Source organism: Stenotrophomonas rhizophila, assembly GCF_003651185.1.
GTDB lineage: Bacteria > Pseudomonadota > Gammaproteobacteria > Xanthomonadales > Xanthomonadaceae > Stenotrophomonas > Stenotrophomonas maltophilia_Z.
Window position 1 is genome coordinate 1763897 of the sequence record NZ_RCDC01000004.1, and the last position, 26240, is coordinate 1790136.

Annotated in this window: 19 protein-coding genes and 1 riboswitch; of the genes, 15 read left to right on the forward strand and 4 right to left on the reverse strand. The window is 66.5% G+C overall.

The window, feature by feature from the left end; all coding sequences use genetic code 11:
- Positions 1-99: 99 nt before the first annotated feature.
- A riboswitch (TPP riboswitch) is annotated at positions 100-201 on the reverse strand.
- Positions 202-491: 290 nt separating this feature from the next.
- Together BCL79_RS07860 and BCL79_RS07865 are read left to right on the forward strand one after the other, a co-directional pair.
- Positions 492-2060 carry a BCCT family transporter gene (locus tag BCL79_RS07860; RefSeq protein WP_102788207.1) on the forward strand — a complete coding sequence of 523 codons (1569 nt, stop codon included), beginning with the start codon at positions 492-494 and terminating at the stop codon, positions 2058-2060.
- 597 nt (positions 2061-2657) lie between these two features.
- Positions 2658-3572 (forward strand): IS110 family transposase, encoded by a 915-nt coding sequence (locus tag BCL79_RS07865; protein ID WP_121039596.1) that lies wholly within the window; start codon positions 2658-2660, stop codon positions 3570-3572.
- A 324-nt stretch (positions 3573-3896) separates the two neighbouring features.
- Here BCL79_RS07865 and ggt read toward each other — a convergent pair whose 3' ends face one another.
- Positions 3897-5615: a gamma-glutamyltransferase gene (gene ggt / locus BCL79_RS07870; RefSeq protein WP_183073699.1), complete on the reverse strand. Its 1719-nt coding sequence runs from the start codon at positions 5613-5615 to the stop codon at positions 3897-3899.
- A gap of 656 nt (positions 5616-6271) precedes the next feature.
- Between ggt and ilvC the strand changes: the two genes are divergently transcribed.
- The 9 genes from ilvC (at position 6272) to gdhA (ending at position 16570) form a co-directional block, all read left to right on the forward strand.
- Complete coding sequence (gene ilvC / locus BCL79_RS07875; protein WP_121039599.1) at positions 6272-7246, forward strand: ketol-acid reductoisomerase; 975 nt, start codon at positions 6272-6274, stop codon at positions 7244-7246.
- 39 nt (positions 7247-7285) lie between these two features.
- Complete coding sequence (gene ilvG, locus BCL79_RS07880) at positions 7286-9019, forward strand: acetolactate synthase 2 catalytic subunit (RefSeq protein WP_121039602.1); 1734 nt, start codon at positions 7286-7288, stop codon at positions 9017-9019.
- Complete coding sequence (locus BCL79_RS07885) at positions 9003-9263, forward strand: ACT domain-containing protein (RefSeq protein ID WP_070473596.1); 261 nt, start codon at positions 9003-9005, stop codon at positions 9261-9263. The genes ilvG and BCL79_RS07885 overlap by 17 nt, the downstream gene beginning before the upstream one ends.
- A 114-nt stretch (positions 9264-9377) precedes the next feature.
- On the forward strand, positions 9378-10475 hold the full coding sequence (locus BCL79_RS07890; RefSeq protein ID WP_121041216.1) for a threonine dehydratase: 1098 nt from the start codon (positions 9378-9380) through the stop codon (positions 10473-10475).
- 2 nt (positions 10476-10477) lie between these two features.
- Positions 10478-12025, forward strand: a complete 1548-nt coding sequence (locus BCL79_RS07895; RefSeq protein ID WP_121039605.1) for a 2-isopropylmalate synthase — start codon at positions 10478-10480, stop codon at positions 12023-12025.
- Positions 12026-12065: 40 nt separating this feature from the next.
- Complete coding sequence (gene leuC / locus BCL79_RS07900) at positions 12066-13487, forward strand: 3-isopropylmalate dehydratase large subunit (protein WP_121039608.1); 1422 nt, start codon at positions 12066-12068, stop codon at positions 13485-13487.
- A complete protein-coding gene (gene leuD, locus BCL79_RS07905; RefSeq protein ID WP_088432620.1) occupies positions 13487-14065 on the forward strand; it encodes a 3-isopropylmalate dehydratase small subunit in 579 nt (192 codons plus the stop codon). Before leuC ends, leuD begins: the two co-directional genes overlap by 1 nt.
- On the forward strand, positions 14055-15116 hold the full coding sequence (leuB, locus tag BCL79_RS07910) for a 3-isopropylmalate dehydrogenase (RefSeq protein ID WP_121039611.1): 1062 nt from the start codon (positions 14055-14057) through the stop codon (positions 15114-15116). Before leuD ends, leuB begins: the two co-directional genes overlap by 11 nt.
- 110 nt (positions 15117-15226) lie before the next feature.
- Positions 15227-16570 (forward strand): NADP-specific glutamate dehydrogenase, encoded by a 1344-nt coding sequence (gene gdhA / locus BCL79_RS07915; RefSeq protein ID WP_121039614.1) that lies wholly within the window; start codon positions 15227-15229, stop codon positions 16568-16570.
- Positions 16571-16638: 68 nt separating this feature from the next.
- Here the strand turns inward: gdhA and BCL79_RS07920 are convergent, their stop codons facing one another.
- The 3 genes from BCL79_RS07920 to BCL79_RS07930 form a co-directional block, all read right to left on the reverse strand.
- Positions 16639-17679, reverse strand: coding sequence for a hypothetical protein (locus BCL79_RS07920; RefSeq protein WP_147433869.1), 1041 nt, complete (start codon positions 17677-17679; stop codon positions 16639-16641).
- A gap of 116 nt (positions 17680-17795) precedes the next feature.
- Positions 17796-20966, reverse strand: coding sequence for an efflux RND transporter permease subunit (locus tag BCL79_RS07925; RefSeq protein ID WP_121039619.1), 3171 nt, complete (start codon positions 20964-20966; stop codon positions 17796-17798).
- Positions 20967-20970: 4 nt separating this feature from the next.
- Positions 20971-22107, reverse strand: a complete 1137-nt coding sequence (locus BCL79_RS07930) for an efflux RND transporter periplasmic adaptor subunit (protein ID WP_121039622.1) — start codon at positions 22105-22107, stop codon at positions 20971-20973.
- A 122-nt stretch (positions 22108-22229) separates the two neighbouring features.
- On the opposite strand from BCL79_RS07930, the gene BCL79_RS07935 reads away from it, so the two are divergent.
- The 4 genes from BCL79_RS07935 (at position 22230) to BCL79_RS07950 (ending at position 26182) form a co-directional block, all read left to right on the forward strand.
- A complete protein-coding gene (locus BCL79_RS07935) occupies positions 22230-22895 on the forward strand; it encodes a TetR/AcrR family transcriptional regulator (protein WP_121039625.1) in 666 nt (221 codons plus the stop codon).
- Between the two features lie 131 nt (positions 22896-23026).
- On the forward strand, positions 23027-23674 hold the full coding sequence (locus tag BCL79_RS07940) for a protein-L-isoaspartate O-methyltransferase family protein (protein ID WP_019183799.1): 648 nt from the start codon (positions 23027-23029) through the stop codon (positions 23672-23674).
- A 16-nt stretch (positions 23675-23690) separates the two neighbouring features.
- A complete protein-coding gene (locus BCL79_RS07945; RefSeq protein WP_121039628.1) occupies positions 23691-25055 on the forward strand; it encodes a TolC family outer membrane protein in 1365 nt (454 codons plus the stop codon).
- 458 nt (positions 25056-25513) lie between these two features.
- Positions 25514-26182: a hypothetical protein gene (locus BCL79_RS07950; RefSeq protein ID WP_121039631.1), complete on the forward strand. Its 669-nt coding sequence runs from the start codon at positions 25514-25516 to the stop codon at positions 26180-26182.
- Positions 26183-26240: the final 58 nt, after the last annotated feature.

Here is a 26240-nt window from a genome sequence, read left to right on the forward strand (position 1 = left end):
GGTTCTATGCGAGGGATTCGCATGGGAGGGACGAAACGGCGGCGCTCGACGGACGGATCGCGGGCGGTCTCCGGGCACGGTGGCCCTACGGCGCAATGCATCTGCAGATGCGAAGCTTCCCTACGCCGGTATCAACCGGATCAGGTTCGAAGGGACTGTCTCAACCTTGGCCACTGGGCCGCGGTACCCCCGCTTCGGGGCGAATTAGAGCACAAAGCAGCGCGCAGGGGCGCACCGCCAAGCCGCACACCAACGTGATCGGCCTGTGCATGTGAACAGAGCACCGACACGCCATGCACTACCATGCTGCAGCGCGGTATGCGGTGCGGTCAGGGGGTAGCCTCCCGATCGCGTGCACACCGCGCTCTGCTCGACGCCATTGACGTCCGTACTGACCGGCCTCGACCGGCTTGATCCGCCCCAGTCGTTGCCGTTGCGCCGCTGGAGATTGCAAGCCTCGGCTCGCCCCTACTGATCGGAGACACGCCAGCATGGTGTTCCGCATTTCCATCGCACTGGTCGCACTGCTGGTGCTGATCGCCGGCCTCGCGCCGGGCCCCTTCAACGAGGTCGTCCAGAGCGGCCTGTCCACCATCATCCGCAGTACCGGCTGGCTGTATCTGCTGGTGGTGTTCATCACGCTGTCGTTCCTGATGTACCTGGCCTTCGGCCGCTTCGGTTCGCTGCGCATCGGCGGCGAGGATGCCGAGCCTGATTTTTCCAACGCCAGCTGGATGTCGATGTTGTTCGCCGCCGGCATGGGCATCGGCCTGGTGTTCTGGGGCGCGGCCGAGCCGATCTCGCACTTCGTGAAGCCACCGGAAGGGCTGGCCCCGCAGAGCATGGAGGCGGCGCGCGCGTCGATGCGCTATGCGTTCTTCCATTGGGGCCTGCACCCGTGGGCGATCTATGCGCTGATCGGCCTGGCGATGGCCTGGTTCCAGTTCAACCGCAACGGCCGCGGGCTGATCAGCGATCTGCTGCAGCCGATCATCGGCGCGCATCACCGCGGCTGGATGGGCACGGTGGTCAACGTCGCCGCGGTAGTCGCCACGGCGATCGGTGTGGCCACGACGCTGGGCTTCGGCACGATCCAGATCGCGGCCGGCCTTGAGCGCGTGTTCGGTATCCAGGCCTCGGTACCCGTGCAGTTGACCATCATCGCGGTGGCGTTCGTGCTGTACATGGCCTCCACCACCAGTGGCGTGCACCGCGGCATCAAGTGGCTCTCGAACTTCAACCTCGGCCTGGCGGCATTGCTGCTGGCGCTGATCCTGGTGCTCGGGCCGACCGGCTTCATCTTCGATACGTTCACCACCACGATCGGTTCCTACCTCAATTCACTGGTGACGATGAGCCTGCGGATGTCGCCGTTCTCGGGCAGCACGTGGGTGGCGGACTGGACGATCTTCTACTGGGCGTGGTGGATCGCGTGGGCGCCGTTCGTGGGCTCGTTCATCGCGCGCGTCTCGCGTGGGCGCAGCATCCGCGAGTTCGTGCTGGGCGTGGTGATCGCGCCGAGCGTGCTGGGCTTCCTGTGGTTCTCGGTGTTCGGCGGCACGGCGCTGTGGTCGCAGATTTTCGGCCACGTGGATCTGGCGCAGGCGCTGGGCAATGGCTACGAGACGGTGCTGTTCACGATGTTCGACAGCCTGCCGATGCCGACGGTGCTGTCGGTGATCGCGCTGGTGTTGTTGATGATCTTCTTCGTGACCTCGGCCGATTCGGCGGTGCTGGTGCTGGCGACGATGTCGACGGAGGAGGCGGGCGATCCGCCATTGGCGCGCCGGATGGTGTGGGGCGTGGCGATCGCGTTGATCGCGGGCGTACTCTTGTTGGCGGGCGGTCTCAATGCGCTGCAGGGGATGATCACGATCGCGGCATTGCCGTTTGCGTTGTTGATGCTGGCGGTGATGTGGTCGTTGTATCGGGTACTGGATATGGAGCATGCGCTGCAGCGGCGCCGTGCGCAGCGCGCGCGGCGGTTGATGGATGAGTGGATCGAGCGGGAGATCGCGGCGCAGGAAGAGACGCGCGATGAGGCGGCTCGGGCGCCTTGAGTTGGTCGCCTGGAGCGGCACGTTTCCCGGGCTATCGGTGGGCGGGCCGGGACGGGTGGGTTGGCGGGACACGCCGTGAATCCGTCCATGGAGGCTCATGTCGCGCCATCCATGGCGCTCATGGTCCCGACAACCCACCCGCCCCGTCCCGCTCACAGTTTCAAGGTGGTTCTGGTAAAGCCGCCGAGCAGTGCCAGGCAAGGCGCGCCCGACTCACAGTGTCAGAGTTCCAACGCGAGCAGCGTAGCCAAGCTCGACACAGTCGACGTTCCGCGCAGTGCGCTTGGGGTAATTCGGGCAACGCAGCCGAGCAACGCTCGGCACAGCAGCGTGCACCTGACGCATCGGATCATCGTTGAGAAAAAAGGAGCCACGCATGGCGTGGCTCTTATCTCTTGCCGATCTGGCACTTTAGGTGCCGAGAGCCCGGCGTGGGCGACCGTGTGGCTCTAGGTCTTGCGACCGCTAGGTAGCTTGGGTCCCCACGCCGGTTTCTCCCTGATCCGCCCGAACAGTTGATCGAGTTGGCGCTCGGACTGATAAGACTGGGCAAGCGGGGGGGAGCTCTCGACCCTGTCAGCCTAGCGGAGTTCTGCCATGTATGGGATTGGGATCGACGTAAGTCAGGCCACGCTGGATGTGGCTGTCCATGAACAGGCGTTTCGCCAATTCAGCAACGACAAGCGCGGCTTTGTGCGGCTGATTCAATGGCTGAAACAATGGCCCATCACGCAGGTCGTTCTGGAAGCCAGCGGCGGCTACGAGCGTGCCGCCCTGGAGGCTTTGCACGAGGCTGGGCTTCCGATGGTCCGCATCAATCCCGCTCGGGCACGCCGCTTCGCCCAAGCTACGGGACGTGCTGCCAAAACCGATCGACTCGACGCAGCCGTGCTGGCGCAGATGGCGCACCTTTTACCGCTCACCCGCTACGTGCCACCGGCACCGTGGCAGCGGCGTTTGACCGAATTTGCCCAGTGCCGCCGTCATCTGGTGCAGATGCGCGTCAGCGAGATGCAGCGCTTGCGGCAGCTGACCGATCCAGTCCTGATCACGATCAAGCAGCGCCATCTTGCCCAGCTGTCCGAAGATCTTAAACAGCTGGACAAGGCCATGGCCGAGCAGCTCGCCGCGCAGCCGGGCTGGAAGAACATCGGAACGCTTAAAGGCGCTGGGCCGATCCTGGTCAGCACCTTGGCCTGCGAACTGCCGGAACTGGGAACACTGGGGAGCAAGGCCATTGCTTCGCTGGTCGGCCTGGCCCCCATGAACCGCGAGAGCGGTACCTGGCAGGGCAAGCGCAGCATCACCGGGGGCCGGGCCGTAGTGCGCGAAGCGCTCTACATGGCGGCGCTAACTGCCATCCGTTACGAGCCCAAGCTACGTGACTTTTACGCGACCCTGAAAGCCAAAGGAAAGGCGAGCAAGGTCGCCTTGGTAGCTGTCATGCGCAAGATGCTGGTCATCCTCAACGCCCGGATGCGCGACGCTCAAAGCGAATCGATCCCCGCCTGAAGCGCGCCTGGGCACATCTCCAACGGCTGCCGGCCAGCGGCCGGCACTACCGCGCCCGTCCGCTGGGGGCTGAAGCTCCTCCAGCAACACAGTTACTACCGCTTTCGCATGGGCGCCGATCCATTGTGGGTGGGTCGGCCTGGGTGGGTTGGCGGGACCATGAGCCGCATGGATGCGGCGACATGAGCCTCCATGGATGGATTCACGGCGTGTCCCGCCAACCCACCCAGGCCGGCCCACTACCCGTAGCCCCAAAGCGTCCTGCTTTACGCTCTGCTCTGCGCTTCTGCAGACCAGCGATCGGCACTACGGAGCACGAGAGAATCAGTACCCCGCCGCCTGCCCATCCTTGCGGCTCTCCGAAGCGCCGTAGTACACCCCGGTCTCCGGATCACGCAGGATCGCCTGATACCCACCGTAAGGACCATCCGCGAACACCACGCGGTGGCCCTTGCGCATCAGCGCGCGCACCGTGTCATACGGGAAGCCGGTTTCCAGATTCACCTCGCCGCCATCGCTCATCGCCGTCGCCTGCCCGGTCGGCTCGGTCGAGCCCTCGTGCTGGATGCGCGGCGCATCGCCGGCTTCCTGCAGATTCATCCCGAAGTCGACCATGTTCATCACGATCTGCGCATGGCCCTGCGGCTGCATCGCGCCCCCCATCACGCCGAAGCTCATCCACGGCTTGCCGTCCTTGGTGACGAAGCCCGGAATGATGGTCTGGAACGGGCGCTTGCCCGGCGCATAGCCGTTCGGGTGATCCTTGCGCAGCACGAACATCTCGCCACGATCCTGCAGGATGAACCCCAGGCCCGGAGGCGCCATGCCGCTGCCCATGCCGCGGTAGTTGGACTGGATCAGCGAGACCATCATGCCGTCGGCATCCGCCACGGTCATGTAAATCGTGTCGCCTTCCTGCAGCTGCTTGGGCGTACCCGGCTGCACTTCACTCAGGGCCTTGTCCATCGAGATCAGCTTGCGGCGCTCAGCGGCGTAGCCCTTGGAAATCAACCGGTCGACCGGGGCCGGGTGGAATGCCGGATCGGTGTAGAAGCGCGCGCGGTCGGCGAAGGCGAGCTTCTTGGCTTCCACGAACAGGTGCACGTGCTCGGGTGAGCCGAAGGCGATCTTGGAGAAGTCGTAGCCTTCCAGTACGTTGAGGATCTGCAGCGCGGCGATGCCCTGGCTGTTCGGCGGCAGCTCCCATACGTCATAGCCACGGTAGTTGCTGCTGACCGGCTCGACCCACTCGCCATGATGGCTGGCCATGTCGTCATAGCTCAGGTAGCCACCGTTGGCCTTGAAGTAGGTGCCGATGGTGCGGGCGATGTCGCCCTTGTAGAAGGCATCGCGGCCGCCCTGGGCGATCTGCTCCAGGGTGTGGGCCAGGTTCGGGTTCTTCCACATCTCGCCCTTGCGCGGGGCATGGCCATCGATCGTGAACTGCTCGGTGAAACCGGGGTACTTGGACAGCCGGGGCACCGAGCGGTCCCAGTAGTAGGCGATGACCTCGGCGACCGGGTGGCCCTCGCGGGCGTAACGGATCGCGGGCGCGAGGTTGTCGGCCATCGGCTTGCGGCCGAAGCGGTCGTGCAGGGCGAACCAGCCATCCACCGCGCCGGGCACCGAGACCGGCAGCGGGCCAGTCGCCGGGATCTCCTTCAGGCCGCGGCGCTGGAACTCGGCCAGGGTCAGCGACTTCGGCGAGCGGCCTGAGCCGTTGTAGCCATACAGCTTCTGCGTCCTGGGGTCCCACACGATCGCGAACAGATCACCACCGACGCCGTTGCCGGTGGGCTCCATCAAACCGAGGGCGGCATTGGCCGCGATCGCGGCATCCACCGCCGAACCACCGGACTTCATCACGTCCAGGGCGATCTGCGTGGCGAGGGGCTGGGAAGTGGCGGCCATCGCGTGCGGGGCGATCACCTCCGAGCGGGTGGCAAAGGTGTGGCCGGTGATCCGGTCGGCGGCAATCGCTGCGGCGGGCAGGGCACACAGGACGGCGGCGGCAAGCAGGCCGCGGGCAAGGCGTGAGGACACGGGGTGGTTCCTGAGGGTGGTAGCCACCCGATGGTGGCGGCAGAGGCCGCTGGATGACATCCCACAATGGTCATGCCCCGAGGTTGAAATTGACCCCCGATCCGCGCAATCCGCTGCACCAAAATGCTGAATTCCAGTTCATCGGAACGCTTTCAGCCGCAACCATCCTTCTACGGCGGGGCCTTGCGGTGGATGCAGGCGAAACCGATGGAAATTGTCTTTCCAGGGTTGACACCGCCAAAACCCGTGTGGTTTTCTCGATCTCATGTTGCAGCGCACAGCCACCCGCGAATCCATCGAGCACGCCGACCACGGCGCGGCCTCCATCCATTCGCTTCTCGTCCTCGTACTTATTACCCAACCAACAGGTGCGGGACGGACCGGCGTGTAAGCAAGACTGCCAGGTATCCATCAAAACCCGCACCCGACCAGGTGCGGGTTTTTTCGTTTCAGAACCCTTTGATTTCCATCCTCCCCTCTGAGTTGCCCTCCACCATGACCCGCCAGCCCACCTCGAGCCAGCCAGTGCCCACCGCCCCCACGGCGGGTGCGTTCGCGTGTGCTCGCGGCCAGGCCGGTGCCACCCCTTCCCCTGATGGGCCGACGCGTCGCTGACCGTCGGCCCTCTTTTTTCTTGCCTCCAAAGGACCTCCCCCATGAGCACCAACGACCTGCCCCAGATCAAGATCGCTGTTGTCGGCTACGGCAGCCAGGGCCGCGCGCACGCGCTGAATCTGCGTGAATCCGGTTTCGATGTCGTCGTCGGGCTGCGCCCGGGCGGTCCGACCGAGGTCAAGGCTCAGGCCGACGGCTTCACCGTCAAAGCCCCCGCCGAGGCGGTGAAAGAGGCAGATCTGGTCGCCGTGCTGACCCCGGACATGGTGCAGAAGAAGCTCTACGAAGACGTGCTCGCGCCGAACATGAAACAGGGCGCGGTGCTGCTGTTCGCGCACGGTCTGAACGTGCATTTCGACATGATCAAACCGCGCGAGGATCTGGACGTGGTGCTGGTCGCGCCGAAGGGCCCGGGTGCACTGGTCCGTCGCGAGTATGAGATCGGCCGCGGCGTGCCGTGCATCTGGGCGGTCTACCAGGACAAGAGCGGCAAGGCCGCCGAGTTCGCGCTGGCCTACGCCGGTGGCCTGGGTGGCGCGCGCGCCAACCTGATCCAGACCACCTTCAAGGAAGAAACCGAAACCGATCTGTTCGGCGAGCAGGCCGTGCTGTGCGGTGGCGCTTCGGCCCTGGTGCAGGCCGGTTTCGAAACCCTGGTCGAAGCCGGCTACCAGCCGGAAATCGCCTACTACGAAGTACTGCACGAACTGAAGCTGATCGTGGACCTGTTCTACGAAGGCGGCATCACCCGCATGCTGGAATTCATCTCCGAAACCGCGCAGTACGGCGACTACGTCAGCGGCCCGCGTGTGATCGACGCCGGCACCAAGGCGCGCATGAAGGACGTGTTGACCGATATCCAGAACGGCACCTTCACCAAGAACTGGGTGGCCGAGTACGAAGCGGGCCTGCCGAACTACAACAAGTTCAAGCAGGCCGACCTGGAGCACCCGATCGAGAAGGTAGGCAAAGAACTGCGCGCCAAGATGGTCTGGTTGCAAAGTCAAGCCGCGTAAACGCGCGGCTCCCCCACCCGCTTTCGTAAAGGTCACCGCATGAATACCTCCGCTCACAGCACCGCGCCCCGCAACGGCGCACGCTGGTTGACGCAGGCCCTGGAAGCCGAGGGCGTGCATACGCTGTTCGGCTATCCGGGCGGCACCATCATGCCGTTCTATGACGCCCTGGTGGACTCCGGGCTGAAGCACATCCTGGTCCGCCATGAGCAGGGCGCGGCCCTGGCCGCCAACGGCTTCGCCCGTGCCAGCGGCCGGGTCGGCGTCTGCGTCGCCACCTCCGGCCCGGGCGCCTCCAACCTGGTCACCGGCATCGCCGATGCGATGCTCGATTCGGTGCCGATGGTCTGCATCACCGGCCAGGTCGCCACCCCGCTACTGGGCACCGACGCGTTCCAGGAACTGGACGTGTTCGGGCTGACCCTGCCGATCGTCAAACACAGCTGGCTGGTGCGCTCGGTCGATGACCTGCCGCAGGTGGTCGCCGATGCGTTCCGCATCGCCCGCGAGGGTCGCCCGGGGCCGGTGCTGATCGATCTGCCCAAGGACGTGCAGGTGGCCGATGCGTCGCACCTGCCCGACCACGTGCCGTCCACGGTGGTCGCACCGCCGGCGCCGAATGACGACGCCATCGCGCAGACCATCGCCGCCATCGCCGGGGCCGAGAAGCCGGTGATCTATGCCGGGGGTGGCGTGGCGCTGGGCGATGCGGTGGAGGACTTCCGTGCCTTCGTCGAGGCGACCCGTATTCCGACCGTGCTGACCCTGCGCGGCCTGGGCGCGCTGCCGCCGCAGCATCCCCACTACCTGGGCATGCTGGGCATGCACGGCACCCGCGCGGCCAACATGGCCGTGCAGGAAAGCGATCTGCTGGTGGTAGTCGGCGCGCGTTTCGATGACCGCGCGACCGGGAAGTTGAACGAGTTCGCCCCGTTTGCCCGCGTCGTGCATATCGATGCCGATGCGTACGAGATCTCCAAGCTGCGCACCGCCGACATCGCGGTGCCGGGCAATGTCGGTACGGCGCTGCGCGCACTGACCGCCGCGGCCACCGCCCCGGCCACGCAGGAGGCCTGGGCCAAGCGCTGCCAGGGCCATCGTGAACGCTTTGCCCCGCGCTACGACGCACCGGGCAAGCACATCTACGCCCCGGCACTGCTGAAGCGCCTGAGCGAGCTGGCGCCGAGCGATGCGATCATCGCCTGCGATGTCGGCCAGCATCAGATGTGGGTCGCCCAGCATTGCCGCTTCACCCACCCGCGCAACCACCTGACCAGCGGCGCGTTGGGCACCATGGGCTTCGGCCTGCCCGCGGCGATGGGTGCGCAGTTCGCCTGCCCGGATCGCACCGTGGTGCTGGTCTCCGGCGATGGCAGTTTCATGATGAATGTCCAAGAGCTGGTCACCATCGCCCGCTGCCGCCTGCCGGTGAAGATCGTGCTGCTGGACAACAGCTCGCTGGGCATGGTCCGCCAGTGGCAGGAGCTGTTCTTCGCCGAGCGCTACAGCGAGATCGATCTGTCCGACAACCCGGATTTCGCCGCGCTGGCGCAGGTGTTCGGCATTCCGGCCACGCGCATCGAAGCGCGTGACGATGTCGAAGGTGGCCTGGCCGCGATGCTGGCCCAGCCCGGCCCGGCCCTGCTGCATGTGGCCATCGATGCGCGTGCCAACGTGTGGCCGCTGGTGCCGCCCAACAATGCCAACAGCACGATGCTGGAAAGCAACCCCGCTCATCAGTCCCAGGAGTTCCCCAATGCAATACCGGCTTGACCTGGTGCTGACCCCGGCCGAAGGCGCGCTGCTGCGCGTGATCGGCATGGCCGAACGCCGCGGCTTCGCGCCGCGCGCGATCGCCGGTGCGCCCAATGCCGCCGACGATGGTCGCTGGCACCTGCAGCTGGTGGTGGACAGCACGCGTCCACCGGAGACGCTGCGCCGCCAGATCGAGAAGATCTACGACTGTGTGTCGGTGCGCATCAGCGCACTGGAGCCCGGTACTGGAGTATCCGCATGAACGCCCGCACCGTTGCATCGGTGCCGGTACGGAGGTGCCTTCTTGGTCGTACGTCGCACCGTGCGCCGTGGCAGCGCGCGTCGCTCTGGAACGATCACCATGGCCGGGTGCGTGATGCCGGCTAGCCGTACCCCGCAGGAACCGGACGTAGGCGATGTAAGCGTCGCCGATGTGCTGGCCGCGCAGGCACGGCTGCGCCGCTTCCTGCCGCCCACGCCGCTGCATTACGCCGAGCGTTTCGGCGTGTGGCTGAAGCTGGAGAACCTGCAGCGCACCGGCTCCTACAAGGTGCGCGGTGCATTGAACGCCCTGCTGGCCGGGCGTGAGCGCGGCGACGACCGCCCGGTCATCTGTGCCTCGGCCGGCAACCACGCTCAGGGCGTGGCGTGGGCCGCCTACCGCTTGAACATTCCGGCGATCACGGTGATGCCGCACGGTGCACCGGCCACCAAGATCGCCGGGGTCGCCCACTGGGGCGCCACCGTACGCCAGCACGGCGAGAGCTACGACGAGGCCTACGCCTTCGCCCGTGCCCTGGCCGAACAGCACGGCTACCGCTTCCTGTCCGCCTTCGACGACCCGGACGTGATCGCCGGCCAAGGCACCTTGGGCATTGAGCTGGCCCCGCATGCGCCGGACGTGGTGATCGTGCCGATCGGTGGCGGTGGATTGGCGTCCGGCGTGGCGCTGGCGCTGAAATCGCAGGGCGTGCGCATCGTCGGTGCACAGGTGGAGGGCGTCGATTCGATGGCCCGCGCCATCCGCGGCGACGTGCGTGAGATCGCCCCGGTCGCCACCCTGGCCGACGGCGTCAAGGTGAAGATTCCCGGTTTCCTGACCCGCAAGCTGTGCAGTGCACTGCTGGACGATGTGGTGATCGTGCGTGAAGCCGAGCTGCGCGAGACGCTGGTGCGGCTGGCGCTGGAAGAGCACGTCATCGCCGAAGGTGCCGGCGCGCTGGCACTGGCCGCCGGTCGCCGCGTCGCCGGCAAGCGCAAGTGCGCGGTGGTCTCCGGTGGCAACATCGATGCGCTGGTATTGGCCCAGCTGCTGGCCGACATCCGTCCCCGCCCCCCGCGCAAACCGCGCCGCCGCGCCAGCGAGCGAACACGCCCGCCCCTACCAACCGTGCTCGCGACATCCCCGATTTCCGCTTCGAATCCTACCTCTGCCATCCCATCCGACCTTGCCGTCGAGGAGACCTCCTGGTGACCATGCCCAACTCCCCCCGAATCAGAATTTTCGACACCACCCTGCGCGACGGCGAGCAATCGCCCGGCTGCAGCATGAGCCCGCAGCAGAAGCTGGTGATGGCCCGCGCACTGGACGAACTGGGCGTGGATGTCATGGAAACCGGCTTCCCGGCCAGCTCCCAGTCCGACCGCGAAGCGATGGCGATGATCGCCCGCGAAGTGCGACGCCCGACCCTGGCCGTGCTGTCGCGCTGCCTGGCCGCCGATATCGAAACCTCGGCCAAGGCGCTGGAGGCCGCGGCGAACCCGCGCCTGCATGTGTTCCTGTCGACCAGCCCGCTGCACCGCGAGCACAAGCTGCGCATGACCCGCGAGCAGGTACTGGAGTCGGTACACAAGCACGTCAGCCTGGCCCGCAGCTACGTGGGCGATGTGGAGTTCTCCGCTGAAGATGCCACGCGTACCGAGGAAGACTTCCTGATCGAGGTCGCCCGCGTGGCCGTGGCCGCCGGCGCTACCACCATCAACCTGCCCGACACCGTGGGCTTCACCACGCCGGAAGAGATCCGCGGCATGTTCCAGCGCGTGATCGCCGGCGTGCCGGACAGCGACCGCATCATCTTCAGCGCGCACTGCCACAACGATCTGGGCCTGGCCGTGGCCAACTCGCTGGCTGCCATCGAAGGCGGCGCGCGTCAGGTCGAATGCACCGTCAACGGGATCGGCGAGCGCGCGGGCAACTGCTCGCTGGAAGAAATCGCGATGGTGCTGAAGGTCCGCAATGCCTTCTACGACGAAGACACGCGCATCAACACCCCGCGCATCGTGGCCACCTCGCAGCTGCTGCAGCGCCTGGTCGGCATGCCGGTCCAGCGCAACAAGGCGATCGTCGGCGCCAACGCCTTCGCCCACGAGTCGGGCATCCACCAGCACGGCATGCTGCGCCACCGCGGCACCTACGAAATCATGCGCCCGGAAGACGTGGGCTGGGAGTCCTCGCAGATGGTGCTGGGCCGCCACAGTGGCCGCGCCGCGGTCGAACAACGCCTGCGTGCGCTGGGCTTCTTCCTGTACGAGGAGGAACTGAAACACGTTTTTGAACAGTTCAAGGCGCTGTGCGAACAGCAGCGCGTGGTCACCGACGCCGACCTGCAGACCCTGATGCAGGGCAGCGCGACCCAGAACGGCTATCGCCTGGCCTCGATGACCATCAGCGATGTGGGCAGCCGCGCCAACGCGCTGGTCGAGCTGTCCGATCCGGAGGGCAACCGCGTTGCCGAGACGGCGCAGGGCGATGGTCCGGTCGATGCACTGTTCGGCGCATTGTCGGCCGCCACCGGCGTGCAGTTGATGCTGGACAGCTACCACGTGCACAGTGTGGGCATCGGCGCCGATGCGCGCGGCGAAGCCAACCTGAGCGTACGCCACGAGGGTGTGGAGTACGAAGGCACCGGCACCAGCCGCGACATCATCGAAGCCTCCGCACTGGCGTGGCTGGAGGTGGCCAACCGTCTGCTGCGCCAGCGCAATGCGACGGCCGAGCAGCCCGCGACCACCGCCGCGGCCTGAGCACCCCATTACGTATCCCGAACTGCAGCAAGGCCAGTCCATGACCCCAGCTCCCCGCACCCTGTACGACAAACTGTGGGATGCCCACGTCGTCGTTCCCGAGACCGACAGCGCGCCCGCCGTGCTGTACATCGACCTGCACCTGATCCACGAAGTGACCTCGCCGCAGGCCTTCACCGAACTGCGCGAGCGCGGCCTCTCCCCGCGCCGACCGGACCGGACCAAGGCCACGATGGATCACTCCACCCCCACCCTGCCAGCCGGCGCCGACGGCAAGCTGCCCTATGCCAGCGCCGCCTCCGAAGCCCAGGTGGCGATGCTGGCCGACAACTGCGCCACGCACGGCATCGAGCTGTTCGACCTGCAGTCGGCCAGCCGCGGCATCGTGCACGTGATCGCCCCCGAACAGGGCTTCACCCAGCCGGGCATGACCATCGTCTGTGGCGACAGCCACACCTCCACGCATGGTGCATTTGGCGCGCTGGCCTTCGGTATCGGCACCAGCGAGGTCGGCCATGTGCTGGCCACGCAGTGCCTGCTGCAGCGTAAAGCCAGAACGATGGCGATCACCGTCGATGGCGCGCTGGCCCAGGGTGTCGGCGCCAAGGACGTGGTGCTGCACATCATCGGCGTGATCGGCGTCAACGGCGGTACCGGTCATGTGCTGGAGTTCCGTGGCAGCGCGATCGACGCGATGGACATGGAGCAGCGCATGACGTTGTGCAACATGTCCATCGAAGCCGGGGCACGTGCCGGCATGGTCGCCCCCGACCAGATCACCTTCGACTGGGTGGCCGCCACCCCGCGTGGTCCCAAGGGCGCTGACTTCGATGCTGCCGTGGCCGCGTGGTCGCAGCTGCGCAGCGATGAAGGTGCGCGCTTCGATGTCGAGGTCCACATCGAGGCCGCCGACATCCGTCCCACCCTGACCTGGGGCACCCACCCCGGCACCGCCATCGCCGTAGACCAGCCGATCCCGGCGGCCAACGACGCGGCCGCGCAGAAGGGCCTGGACTACATGCACTTCCATGCCGGGCAGACCCTGGCCGGCACCCCGGTGGATGTGGTGTTCGTCGGTTCCTGCACCAACGGCCGCCTGAGCGACATGCGCGAAGTGGCGCAGGTGCTGCAGGGCCGCCGCGTCGCCCCGAGCGTGCGCATGCTGGTGGTGCCGGGCTCGGAAATCGTCAAGCGCCAGGCCGAAGCCGAAGGCATCGATGTGGTGGTGCGCGCGGCCGGTGCCGAATGGCGCGAGCCGGGCTGCTCGATGTGCATTGCCATGAACGGCGATCTGGTCGCGCCGGGGCAACTGGCGGTCAGCACCAGCAACCGCAATTTCGAAGGCCGCCAAGGCCCCGGTTCACGCACCCTGCTGGCCTCGCCGATGACGGCCGCCTGGGCGGCGGTGAACGGCCGCGTGGCCGACCCACGCGAACTGTATGCCACGCTGGAGGTGGCCTGATGAGCGGCTTCCGTACCCTGACCTCGACCAGCGTGGTGCTGCGCGAGACCAACATCGACACCGACCAGATCATTCCGGCGCGCTTTCTGTCCACCACCGAGCGCGTCGGCCTCGGCAAGCACGCCTTCAATGATTGGCGCTGGCAGAGCGAGGGCGTACCAAACCCGGCGTTCGCCTTCAACCAGCCGCACAACGCCGGCCGCAGCATCCTGCTGGCCGGCCGCAACTTCGGCTGCGGCTCCTCGCGTGAGCATGCGCCGTGGGCCCTGACCGACCTGGGCCTGCGCGCCATCGTCAGCAGCGAGATCGCCGATATCTTCCGCGGCAACTCGCTGAAGAACGGTCTGCTGCCGATCGTGCTGGACGAAGCCGATGTGCAGACGCTGATGCAGCGCCCGGATGACGCATTGACCATCGATGTAGCCGCGCGCGAACTGCGCACCCCCGATGGGCGCGTGTATGCCTTCCCGCTGGACGGCTTCTCACAGACCTGCCTGCTGGAAGGCGTGGACCAATTGGGGTATCTGTTGGGCCGTACCCCTGACATTGAACGTTACGAGAGTGAACATGCACGCTGAGATTGTCGTATTGCCGGGTGACGGCATCGGTCCGGAAGTCGCCGCTGCCGCCGTGGCGGTGCTGGAGGCCGTCGCCACCCGTTTCGGGCACAGCTTCGGGTTCCAGGAACACGACATCGGTGGCATCGCCATCGATCGCCACGGCGAGCCGCTGCCGGCCGTCACGCTGGACGCCTGCCGCAAGGCAGACGCCATCCTGCTCGGTGCGGTCGGCGGGCCGAAGTGGTCCGACCCGAATGCCAAGGTCCGCCCGGAGCAGGGCCTGCTGGCAATCCGCAAGGCGCTGGGGCTGTATGCCAATCTGCGCCCGGTGCGCACGCATGCGGCCGCGCTCGGTGCCTCGCCGATCAAGGCCGAGCTGCTGGAGGGCGTGGACTTCGTGGTCGTGCGTGAGCTGACCGGCGGCATCTACTTCGGTGAGAAGACCCGCACTGCCGATACCGCCAGCGACCTGTGCAGCTACAGCGTGGGCGAGATCGAGCGCGTCATGCGCAGCGCATTCCGGCTGGCACAGACCCGCCGCGGCAAGGTCACCTCGGTGGACAAGGCCAACGTGCTGGAGACCTCACGCCTGTGGCGTGATGTCGCTGCGCGGATCGGCCGCGAGGAATTCCCGGACATCGCCTTGGAGCACCAGCTGGTCGATTCGATGGCCATGCACCTGCTGGCCAAGCCGCGCGAGTACGACGTGATCGTGACCGAGAACATGTTCGGCGACATCCTCACCGACGAAGCCTCGATGCTGGCCGGCTCGCTCGGCCTGCTGCCGTCGGCCTCGCTGGGCGAGCCGGGTGCGGTCGGCATCTACGAGCCGATCCACGGCTCGGCGCCGGACATCGCCGGCAAGGGCATCGCCAATCCGTACGCCACGATCTTCAGCGCCGCGATGCTGCTGCGGCATTCACTGGGGCTGGACGACGAGGCTGCTACGGTCGAGGCAGCGGTGTATGCCGTGCTGGATGACGGCGTGTTCACCGCCGACCTTGCAGCCAAGGGTTTCGCGGTGAGTACCGCCGCAGCGACCGACGCGGTCCTTGCCAAGCTGCAATGATCGCAAAGGACGCGGCCTGAGGGCCGCGTTCCTGTATTTACATCCCGCACGGCCTCCCTGTCCCGTCGGTCACGCCGCTGCCAGCGGCCGGCCCCCAACAAGGAAAGCCCTTGAATCATCGTTCCTCAGACGACTTTCTCAACCACGTGGCCCAGCGTGATCCGCATCAGCCGGAATTCCTGCAGGCCGTGAAAGAAGTGATCCAGAGCCTGTGGCCGTTCCTGCAGCGTCACCCCCGCTACCTGGAACACGGCCTGCTGGAGCGTCTGGTAGAGCCGGAGCGGGTGATCCAGTTCCGCGTGGCCTGGGCCGATGACGCCGGCAAGACCCATGTGAACCGCGGCTGGCGCGTACAGCACAGCTCGGCGATCGGCCCGTTCAAGGGCGGCATGCGCTTTCATCCGTCGGTCAACCAATCGATCCTGAAGTTCCTGGCGTTCGAGCAGACCCTGAAGAACGCGCTGACCACCCTGCCGATGGGCGGTGGCAAGGGCGGCTCGGATTTCAATCCCAAGGGCCGCAGCGACACCGAGGTGATGCGCTTCTGCCAGGCGCTGATGCTTGAACTCCATCGCCACCTGGGCGCAGACACCGACGTACCGGCTGGCGATATCGGCGTGGGCGCGCGCGAGGTCGGCTACATGGCCGGCATGATGAAGAAGCTCACCAACAATGCCGCCTGCGTGTTCACCGGCAAAGGCCTGTCCTACGGTGGCAGCCTGATGCGTCCGGAAGCGACCGGCTTCGGTACGGTCTACTTCGTCGAGCAGATGCTGCACCACGCGCGGCGCGATACGGATGGCGCGAAGGTGTTGATTTCCGGCGCTGGCAACGTGGCCCAGCATGCCGCGATCAAAGCCATCGAACTCGGCGCGAAAGTACTCACGCTCTCCGATTCGGGCGGTACCCTGTACGCGCGCGGGGGCTTCGATGAGGAGGCGCTGCAGGAGGTGATGGACCTGCGCAACGAGCGCCGTGGTTGCCTGTCCGAACTGGCCGATGACGCACGCTTCGAGTACCTGGACGGCAAGCGCCCCTGGCACATCCCTGCCGAGATCGCCCTGCCCTGTGCCACCCAGAACGAGCTGGACGAAGACGATGCCCGCGCCCTGGTCGACAACGGGGTGCTGTGCGTGGCCGAAGGCGCCAACATGCCATCGACACTCGAGGCCATGGAGGTCTTCCTCAAGGCGGGCACCCTGTATGCGCCGGGCAAGGCCAGCAACGCCGGCGGCGTGGCCACCTCGGGGCTGGAAATGAGCCAGAACGCGCAGCGCCTGTCGTGGCATCACGCCGATGTCGATGAGCGTCTGCACGGGATCATGAAGGACATCCATGCCAACTGCGTGCGCCACGGCAAGCGCGCCGATGGCAGCGTGAACTACGTGGATGGCGCCAATATCGCCGGCTTCGTCAAGGTGGCCGATGCGATGCTGGCGCAGGGCGTTTACTGAGGGCAGGTGGGTGAAGCGGTGCAGCGGTGTTCATCCGCTGCGCCCTGCAGCATTTCCCGCCGCAGCGGTCAATGCGCCGAGCGGACCTCGCTCGTCATGCACCCAGCCAGCACGGCGCCGCCATCGGTGGATATCACGCTGAATGCCTGCACGCGCGTGTATCCGGACGACGCCTCCCGGGATGCTTCGCGCATCCAATGCCCTTCCGCCTGACGATCCGCCGCGCCCAGGCCAATGGCATCGAGCACCGCCTTCAGCCGCGCATCGCCCATGTCGGCTGCGAGATAGCCGCCATACGCGAGGACGAGCGACGTCGCAGCCAAGCCCTTCAACGCCGCCGGCTGCTCCAGGGTGATGACCATGACCGGCATCTCCTGGCCATCGGCAAGGTACTCATGCTCGGCCACCGCGCGGACATTGTCCGGCCATGCGAGCGGCGACAGTTCCGACACACGCTCCCACAGGTTGGCGATGCGCTGCATGGCAGCGTCGTCAGCCCGACATTCGAGCGCGGCGCCAACATCACTTGCCGTGGCCGTCTCGCGCAATCGCGGTGGAACACGCGCCTCGCGCATCGGACCGGGGTAGTCACATCCCACCCGATAGCCCTCACCATCGCTGCTCACCACGATGGCGCCCGGCGATGACGCATCGCCGGATGCCTCTGGTGGCGACCAGACCTGGAACGGCTCACGCAACGTATTCGACCGGTGCCGAAGTCCGTTCTCGCCAACGATGCGCGCACGCTGCCCTGCATCGATGGGGATCGAGAAGCCCATGTCATCCGCCACCACGCGGTGCGTTGTGATGCCGTGTGCCGTCAACGTCACCGGCATGTCGATGAGGGTCGTCGCGTGCTCCTCGTCACCGCTGCGCGTGAAGCTCCAGCCCTTCAGATGGGCCGGTCGTTCCTGCGGTGTGCCATACCGTGCGCCACGCAACGCGGTCGTCACCGCCTGCATCGTTGCCGGTGAGGCACGGCACTCCAGCAGCTCGACGAGATCGCGCTGGAAACTGGCAGCGGGGTTCGCCTGCGCTGGCAACGCGGAAACCATCAGCAGAACGATCGCCGCCGCAGTGGCGAACCGAGAAGAGGAACGTGAAGACATCATGCGCGACCGAAGAAATCCGGTGTGCATTGTGCGCTTGCAGGCACCGCAAAGACGACAGGCATTCGCGTCGCACTGAAAGCATGAAGCCGGCCATCGGCCGGCTTCATCGTCCCTCAGCCTTCGCTGGTCTTGGCCTCGTCCGGCTTCACCCGGAACCACGCCGCATACAGTGCCGGCAGGAACACCAGGGTCAGCACGGTACCGACGATCAGGCCGCCCATGATCGAGATCGCCATCGAGCCGTAGAACGCACTGCGCGACAGCGGGATCATCGCCAGCACCGCCGCCAGCGCGGTCAGCACGATCGGGCGGAAGCGGCGCACGGTGGCATCGATGATCGCGTGCCAGCGGTCATGCCCGGCGTCGATATCCTGCTGGATCTGATCGATCAGGATCACCGAGTTGCGCATGATCATGCCGGCCAGCGCGATCGTCCCCAGCAACGCCACGAAGCCGAACGGCGCGCGGAACAGCAGCAGGAACAGGGTCGCGCCGATGATGCCCAGCGGTGCGGTGACCAGCACCATCGCCGCACGCGAGAAGCTGCGCAGCTGCAGCATCAGCAAGGTGGCCACCACGATCAGGAACAGCGGCATGCCGGCCTTGATCGAATCCTGGCCACGGGTGGAATCCTCCACCGTACCGCCGGTTTCCAGCAGGTAGCCGGACGGCAGCTCGGCACGGATGCCCTCCAGCGTCGGCAGGATCTGCTGCACCACGTCCAGCGGCTGCTTCGCGTCGGCAATGTCGGCGCGCACGGTCACCGTCGGCAGGCGGTTGCGGTGCCAGATGATGCCGTCCTCGAACACGTACTCCAGGCGCGCCACCTGCGACAGCGTCACCGAGGTCCCGCTGGCGGTCGGAATGGCCAGGCTGCCCAGCATGTCCAGCCGCACACGTTCGTTGTCCGGGCCACGCAGCAGCATCTCGATCAGGCGGTTGCCCTCCCGATAGGTGCTCACGCTCATGCCCGACAACGACGTGCCCAGCAGCTGGCTCACCTGCGCGCTGCTCACACCCAGTGCGCGTGCACGGTCCTGGTCGATCACCAGCCGCACCACTTTGCTCGGCTCGCTCCAATCCAGGTTGACGTTCATCACGTGCGGGTTTGCGCGCACCTTGGCTTCCACCTGCCGTGCGATGGCCTGCACCTGCTCGATGTGCTCGCCGGAGATGCGCATCTGCACCGGGTAGCCGACCGGCGGGCCGTTCTCCAGACGGGTCACGCGCATCTGCACGTCCGGGAACTGCGGAATCACGTCCTTGAGCAGCCAGTCGCGGGTCGCCTCACGTGCGGTGGCGTTCTCGGTCAGCACCACGAACTGCGAGAAGTTGGTGGCCGGCAGCTGCTGGTCCAACGGCAGGTAGAAGCGCGGCGAGCCGGTGCCCACGTAGGCCACGTAATTGCTGATGCCTTCGCGGTCCTTGAGCAGCTTTTCCAGCTTGGTCGCCTGCGCCTGGGTGGCCTGCAACGAGGCACCCTCGGCCAGTTCGATGTCCACCATCAGTTCCGGGCGGGTCGAATCCGGGAAGAACTGCTGGGGCACGAAGCGGAAGATCAGCAGCGAGAACACGAACAGCGCGGCCGTGGCGGCGATCACCCACCAGCGATGGCGCAGGCAGACATCCAGGAAACGGCGGAAGCGCACGTAGAACGGACGCTGATACGGATCATGGTCGTGCGCATGCACCTTCGGCGCGATCCAGCGCGCGAACGCGGGATGGCGGTCGGCCCACTGCAGGCGGCGGGCATGCCAGCGCCCTGCCAGGCTGTCCGGCTTGGGCGGCTGCGGGTTGAACAGGTCCGGCAACATCTTGTCGCCCAGGTACGGGATGAACAGCACCGCGGCGATCCACGACACCACCAGCGCGATGGTCACCACCTGGAACAGCGAGCGGGTGTATTCGCCGGTACTGGAAGCGGCCGTGGCGATCGGCAGGAAGCCGGCCGCGGTGATCAGCGTGCCGGTCAGCATCGGGAACGCGGTCGACTCCCACGCGAAGCTGGCCGCGCGCAGGCGGTCGTAGCCCTGCTCCATCTTGGTGGCCATCATCTCCACCGCGATGATCGCATCGTCCACCAGCAGGCCCAGCGCCAGCACCAGCGCGCCGAGGGAAATCTTGTGCAGGCCGATGCCGAAGTAATGCATGACGAAGAAGGTCATCGCCAGCACCAGCGGAATGGTCACACCCACCACCAGGCCGGTGCGCAGGCCGAGCGAGAAGAAGCTCACCAGCAGCACGATCACCACCGCTTCAGTGAGCACCTGCACGAACTCGCCGACGGACTCCTCCACCGCATGCGGCTGGTCGGAGACCTTGCGCAGCTGCATGCCAGCCGGCAGCGTTTTCTGCAGGCGTTCGAATTCGGCATCCAGGGTACTGCCCAGCTTGAGGATGTCGCCGCCGTCTTTCATCGCCACGGCGATGCCGATCGCGTCTTCGCCCATGAAGCGCATCTTCGGCGACGCCGGATCGGCAAAACCACGTTTGATCTCGGCAATGTCGCTCAGGTGCACGGTGCGGTCGCCGGCCTGGATCGGGAAGCTGCGGATGTCCTCCACGCTCTTGAACTGGCCGGTGACGCGCAGCTGCACCCGGTCGGTCGGGGTTTCAAAGAAGCTGGTGGCGGCAATGGCATTCTGGTCGGCCAATGCCTGCTGCACCTGCTGCAGCGACACGCCCAGCGTGGCCAGCTTGGTGTTGGACAGCTCGATCCAGACCTTCTCGTCCTGCAGGCCTTCCAGCTCGATCTTGCCGACATCCGGCACGCGCTGCAGTTCCAGCTGGATGCGGTCGGCGTAATCGCGCATCACCGCGTAGTCGAAGCCTTGGCCGGTCAAGGCGTAGATGTTGCCGAAGGTATCGCCAAACTCGTCGTTGAAGAACGGGCCGACGATTTCGCGCGGCAGGGTCGGCTTGATGTCGCCCACGCGCTTGCGCACCTGGTACCACAGGTCGGGAATCGCCTTGGAGCGCAGGCTGTCGCGCGCCACGAAGATCACCTGCGATTCGCCCGGGCGCGAGTAGGAGCGGATGAACTCGTACTGCCCGGTGTTCAGCAGTGCCTTTTCGATCGGCTCGGTGACCTGGCGTGAGACCTGTTCGGCGGTCGCGCCGGGCCAGTTCGTGCGCACCACCATCACCTTGAAGGTGAACGGTGGATCCTCGGACTGGCCCAGGTGCTTGTACGACCACGCGCCGATGATCGCGAAGGCCAGCATCGCAAACAGCACCAGTGGCCGGTTGCCCAGCGCCCATTCGGAGAGGTTGAAGCGGCGCACGGGATCAGTTCCCCTTGCCGGTGGCAGGCGCGGCAGGCTTGGCCGCCGGTGCCAGCACCGGGCGGTTCTGGCGGTCCACCGCGGTCACCGGCTGGCCCTCGCGCAGCAGATGGCCGCCGGCGGCAACCACCCAGTCGTTCGCGTTCACCCCGCTCAGCACCGGAACGGATTCAACGCCATACGCACCGACCGCCACCGGCGTGGCTTTCAACGTGCGCTTGGCCGGATCGACCACCCACACGCTGCTGCGCCCATCGGCACCGCGCTGCACCGCCGCCAGCGGCAACTGCAGGGTGCCCTGGCGCCCGGCCGCGGCGAACACGCGCGCGCTCTGGCCCAGCTCGACCTCGGTCAGCGCTTCCGGTGCCAGGCTGACGCGGGTGGCATAGGTACGCCCCTGCGCATCGGCAGCCGGGGCGATCTCACGGATCGTGCCGGCCAACAGCTGGCCCGGGCGGTTCCACAGTTCCACCTGTACCGGCTGGCCCACCTGGTAATCGCGGATGGTGCTTTCCGGCAGGGCGATCACGACTTCGCGGCCGCCATCCGCAGCCAGGGTGAACACGGTCTGCCCGGCACTGACCACCTGCCCGGCTTCGGCCTGGCGGCTGGCGATCACGCCGTCGGCCGGCGCGCGCAACTGGGCGTACTCGGCCTGGTTGCGGGCCACGGCCAGATTGGCGCGGGCGGCATTGGCCTGGCCCTGCGCGGCCTTGAACGCGGCGGTCTGGCTGTCGAGTGCGGACTGGCTGACCAGTTGCTGCTCGGCCAGCGTGGCGTAGCGCTTCTGGTCATCACGGGCGCGGATCAGATCGGCTTCGGCAGCGGCCAGCTGGGCCTGCGAGGCGCTGGCCTGGGAGGCGTAGTCGGCAGCATCCAGCTCGGCCAGCAGTTGGCCCTTGCGCACGCGCTGGCCGGCATCGACATGCCGCTTGATCAGGTTGCCCCCGACGCGGAACGACAGCGGGCTTTCCTCGCGGGCGCGGATCTCACCGGGATAGGCAGCCACTTCCTGGCCGGTCACGGTGCCCGGGTGGACCACCAGCACCGGAATCGGCGCAACCGGCTCGGCGTCCTGCTTGCCACATGCTGCCAGCGCGATCGCCAGCAACCCACCACCCATCCATCGCATGTTTTTCATGAGGTCCTGGACCTGAAAAGTAACCCGGAAAAAGCCGCTGGAAACGCTCTGTTCCAGCCGCCTCAATATTGAACCAGCCGGTATAGTATAAATATCGAACCGATTGGTCTAGTATTGATTGGATGACTGATCCGACCTCCTCCACATCGCCTTCCAAGCCGGCCGCCAAGGCCGCCGGGCCGGGGCGCCCGAAGGATCTGGGCAAGCGCGCGGCCATTCTGGAAGCCGCCAAATCGCTGTTCGTCGACCAGGGCTACAACGGGGTCAGCATGGACAGCATCGCCGCGCAGGCGGGCGTATCAAAACTGACCGTTTACAGCCATTTCGGCGATAAAGAGACCCTTTTCACCGAAGCTGTGCAGTCCAAATGTGTCGAGATGCTGCCCGACGAGCTGTTCGTCACCGACATCGAGGGCCCACTGCGCGATCAGCTGATGGGCATCGGCCACGCCTTCTTCAGCCTGATCACCTCCGATGCGGCCGTCGCCGTGCAGCGGGTGATGATGTCGCCCGATACCGATGACCGCATCCGCGAAATGTTCTGGCTGGCCGGCCCGCAGCGGACCACCGATGCACTGGGGGACTTCCTGCGTGCCCGGGCCGCCCGTGGCGAACTGGAGATCACCGACTTCCAGACCGCCGCCCTCCAGTTCCTGACCTTGATCAAGGGCGAGCTGCATACGCATATGATGTGCGGGTTGCGGCCGGCCCCGGCCGAGTGCGATGCCGACGCCCACGTGTGCGCCAGCGTCGACTTTTTCCTGCGGGCGTATGCCCGGCGGCACTAAACTGAATGGACCGGAGGTCGCGGTGACTTCCGGCACTGCGACCCCGGCGCGACGGCAGCGATGCTTTCAGCGCGCCGCCGGCTCCCGGCACCGGTAAAATGGCCGGCCCACTGCGCTGGATATAGAACCTCATGACGATCGATTACTCCCACGCCCGCGAACTGATGGTTGAACAGCAGATCCGCCCCTGGGATGTGCTGGAAATCCGCGTGCTCGATGTACTGGCACGCTTGCCGCGGGAGGCGTTCGTCGCTGAATCGCACCGGGCTCTGGCTTACGCTGATATCGAGCTGCCGCTGGGCAACGGCCAGAAGATGATGAAGCCGGTTATCGAAGGCCGCACGCTGCAGGCGCTGGATCTGCAGCCGGGCGATGAAGTGCTGGAAATCGGCACCGGCAGCGGCTACCTGAGCGCCTGCATGGGCGAACTGGCCCGCGAAGTGCTGAGCCTGGAAATCGATGCCGAGCTGGCCACCACCGCGCGCGCGCGTCTGGACGCTGCCGGCCTGGGCAACAACGTCCGTATCGAAACCGCCGACGCCCTGAGCTGGGACACCGAGCGCCGCTTCGATGCGATCTGCGTCACCGGCGCGGTGGATGTCATTCCGTCACGTTTCGCCCAGTGGCTGCGTCCCGGCGGTCGACTGTTCGTGATCCGTGGCCGGTCGCCGGTCATGGAAGCGGTGCTGGTCAAGGCGGACGGCACCACTGAATCGCTGTTCGAAACCGATATCGATTACCTGCGCGGTGCCGCCCCGGCACCCCAGTTCCAACTCTGAGTCCAAGGAAGCCGCAATGATCCGCCGATCCCTCGCCTTTGCGCTGGCCGCCGCCCTGCTGCCGATGACCGCCTCTGCCGCCGACCTGCTGCAGGTCTACGAAATGGCGCGCAACGGCGATCCGCAGCTGTCGGCTGCCGAGTCGACCCGTCTGTACGACAAGGAAGGCGCTGTGCAGGCACGTGCCGCCCTGCTGCCGCAGCTCAACGGCGAGGCCTCGCTCAACCGCAGCCGCACCAACCCGAACCATGATCTGACCTCCAGCTCGTTCACCACCAAGAGCCGGAACTACACGATCAACGGCAGCCAGACCGTCTTCAACTTCACCCAGTTCGCCAATCTGCGGTCGCAGCGCGAGCTGAGCCGTGCAGCGGATTTCACCCTGGATTCGGCCAACGACGACCTGATCGTGCGCACCTCGGCGGCGTACTTCAACGTGCTGGTGGGCATTGAATCGCTGTCGGCCGCGCAGACCAACGAAGCCGCTGCCAAGAAGCAGTTCGACTTCGCCGACAAGCGCCTGGAAGTGGGCCTGGCCCCGATCACCGACGTGCACGAAGCCCGCGCCCAGTACGACCAGGCGCGCGCCAACACGATCATCGCGCAGAACACGCTGGCCGACGCCTACCAGGCGCTGACCGAACTGACCGGCCAGCCGGTCACCGACCTGCGCGCTCTGCCGGCCGATTTCCGTCCGGAGCTGCCGGCCAAGTACGCCACCATCGATACGCTGGTGAACGAGGCTGTTGCGCAGAACCCGGCGCTGAAGGCGCAGGAACTGAAGGTCAACGCTGCTGAATCCGGCGTCTCGGCCGCCCGCGGCGCGCACTACCCGACCCTGTCGCTGGGTGCCACCGCCGGCAAGTCGGCCAGCTGGGGTGATGTCGTCGGCGACGGCGGCAGCAGCTTCAGCCCGGACCGCCGCACCAACAGCGTCGGCCTGACCCTGAACGTGCCGATCTTCTCCGGCGGCGCCACCCAGTCCGGCGTGCGCCAGGCCCTGGCCCAGCGTGACATCGCCCAGGACGGCTACGAGCAGCAGAAGCGCGCCCTGGACCGCAACACGCGCAATGCCTACCAGACCCTGGTGGCCGGCATCAGCGAAGTGGAAGCGCGTCGCCTGGCCGTCGTGTCGGCACAGAGCGCCTATGACGCCTCGCAGGTCGGTCTGGAAGTCGGTACGCGTACCGTGCTGGACGTGATCCAGAACCAGCGCATCCTGTTCTCCGCGCAGCTGGACTACGCCAACGCCCGCTACACCTTCCTGCAGAACCGCCTGCAGCTGGGCCAGGCGGTCGGCACGCTGGACATCGCCGAACTGCAGGACATCAACCGCCTGCTCACCCAGAAGGCGGCCACGCCGAGCACCACCGTCAACTGATCGACGGCGCAGCGCGTGACAGAAAACCACCCGCATGCGGGTGGTTTTTTTATGCGCGCAGGTTGTTGATTCCGACACATCGTGGGCGTCACACACGCGATCACTGCCGCGGCGATTTCATCGCGTAATGCCTACCCGCGCACAGTCTCCACCGTGAACCGGTCCACAGTCCGGCACGTCGCATGGAAAATGGCTTGACCCCTCGGCATGGGCCGACTAAGGTCCGCCCCGCACCACCTTCCCTTTCCCTCCAGAGGCCCCCTCCTTGGACAGTCATAGTCGATCTCGTTGCTGCTCCTGAGCCGACGGACCCACTGACCCCAAGGTCGGTTCCGTCCGCACAGGACGGGGCCCACCGGCGCAGCTGACACGCTCGCCCGCCTCGCATCATCCGTATCGCCGTTCCACCGACCCCAAGAAGGGTGCCGCTGGCGTTTCCGTTTGCCTGGAGATTGCCCATGCACGTTTCCCGTGTGTTCGCCCTGCCGCTCGTGGCCGTGGCGATGCTTCCGTTCGACACCCGCGCCGCCGCCAGCCTGATGGTGGATGACGCCTCGATCACCGATGCCGGTCGCTGCCAGCTGGAAAGCTGGGGCCGGCATACCGATGCCGGCAACGAATGGACGGCCGTGCCGGCCTGCACCATCGCCGGGACCGAGTGGTCGCTCGGCGTCAGCCATCAACGTGCCACTGCCGCCACGCAGTGGGCCGTGGGCGCCAAGCGCGTGCTGCGTGATCTCGATCAGCGACGCTGGGGGGTGGCGGTCAGTGCGGGCGTAGGCAGCGACTGGCACCGCCCGCGCGCCAACGATTGGAACCTCAATGCCCCCCTGACCGTGGCGCTCGGTGCCTCTGATCGCACGCTGCTGCACCTCAACCTGGGCTGGGCACGCACGGCAGGGGCACGGGGCCGCACCGATGGCGTCGGCCTGGAAATCGTGGCCGCACCGCACTGGTCACTCCTGGCCGAAACCGCCCGCGATGCAACGCGCCAGCGCAGCAGTCAGTTCGGCGTGCGCCACGAACTCTGGCGCGGCGCCAGCGTGGATCTGCTGGCCGGCCGCATGCATCACCAGCGCGATGGTCGATGGCTGACGCTCGGCTTCAATCTCGCGGCCGCACCGTAGTGCCATGCGTGCCGGCTGACGGCAACGATTGACCTCACCCGCCGCCTGCACGCTGCAC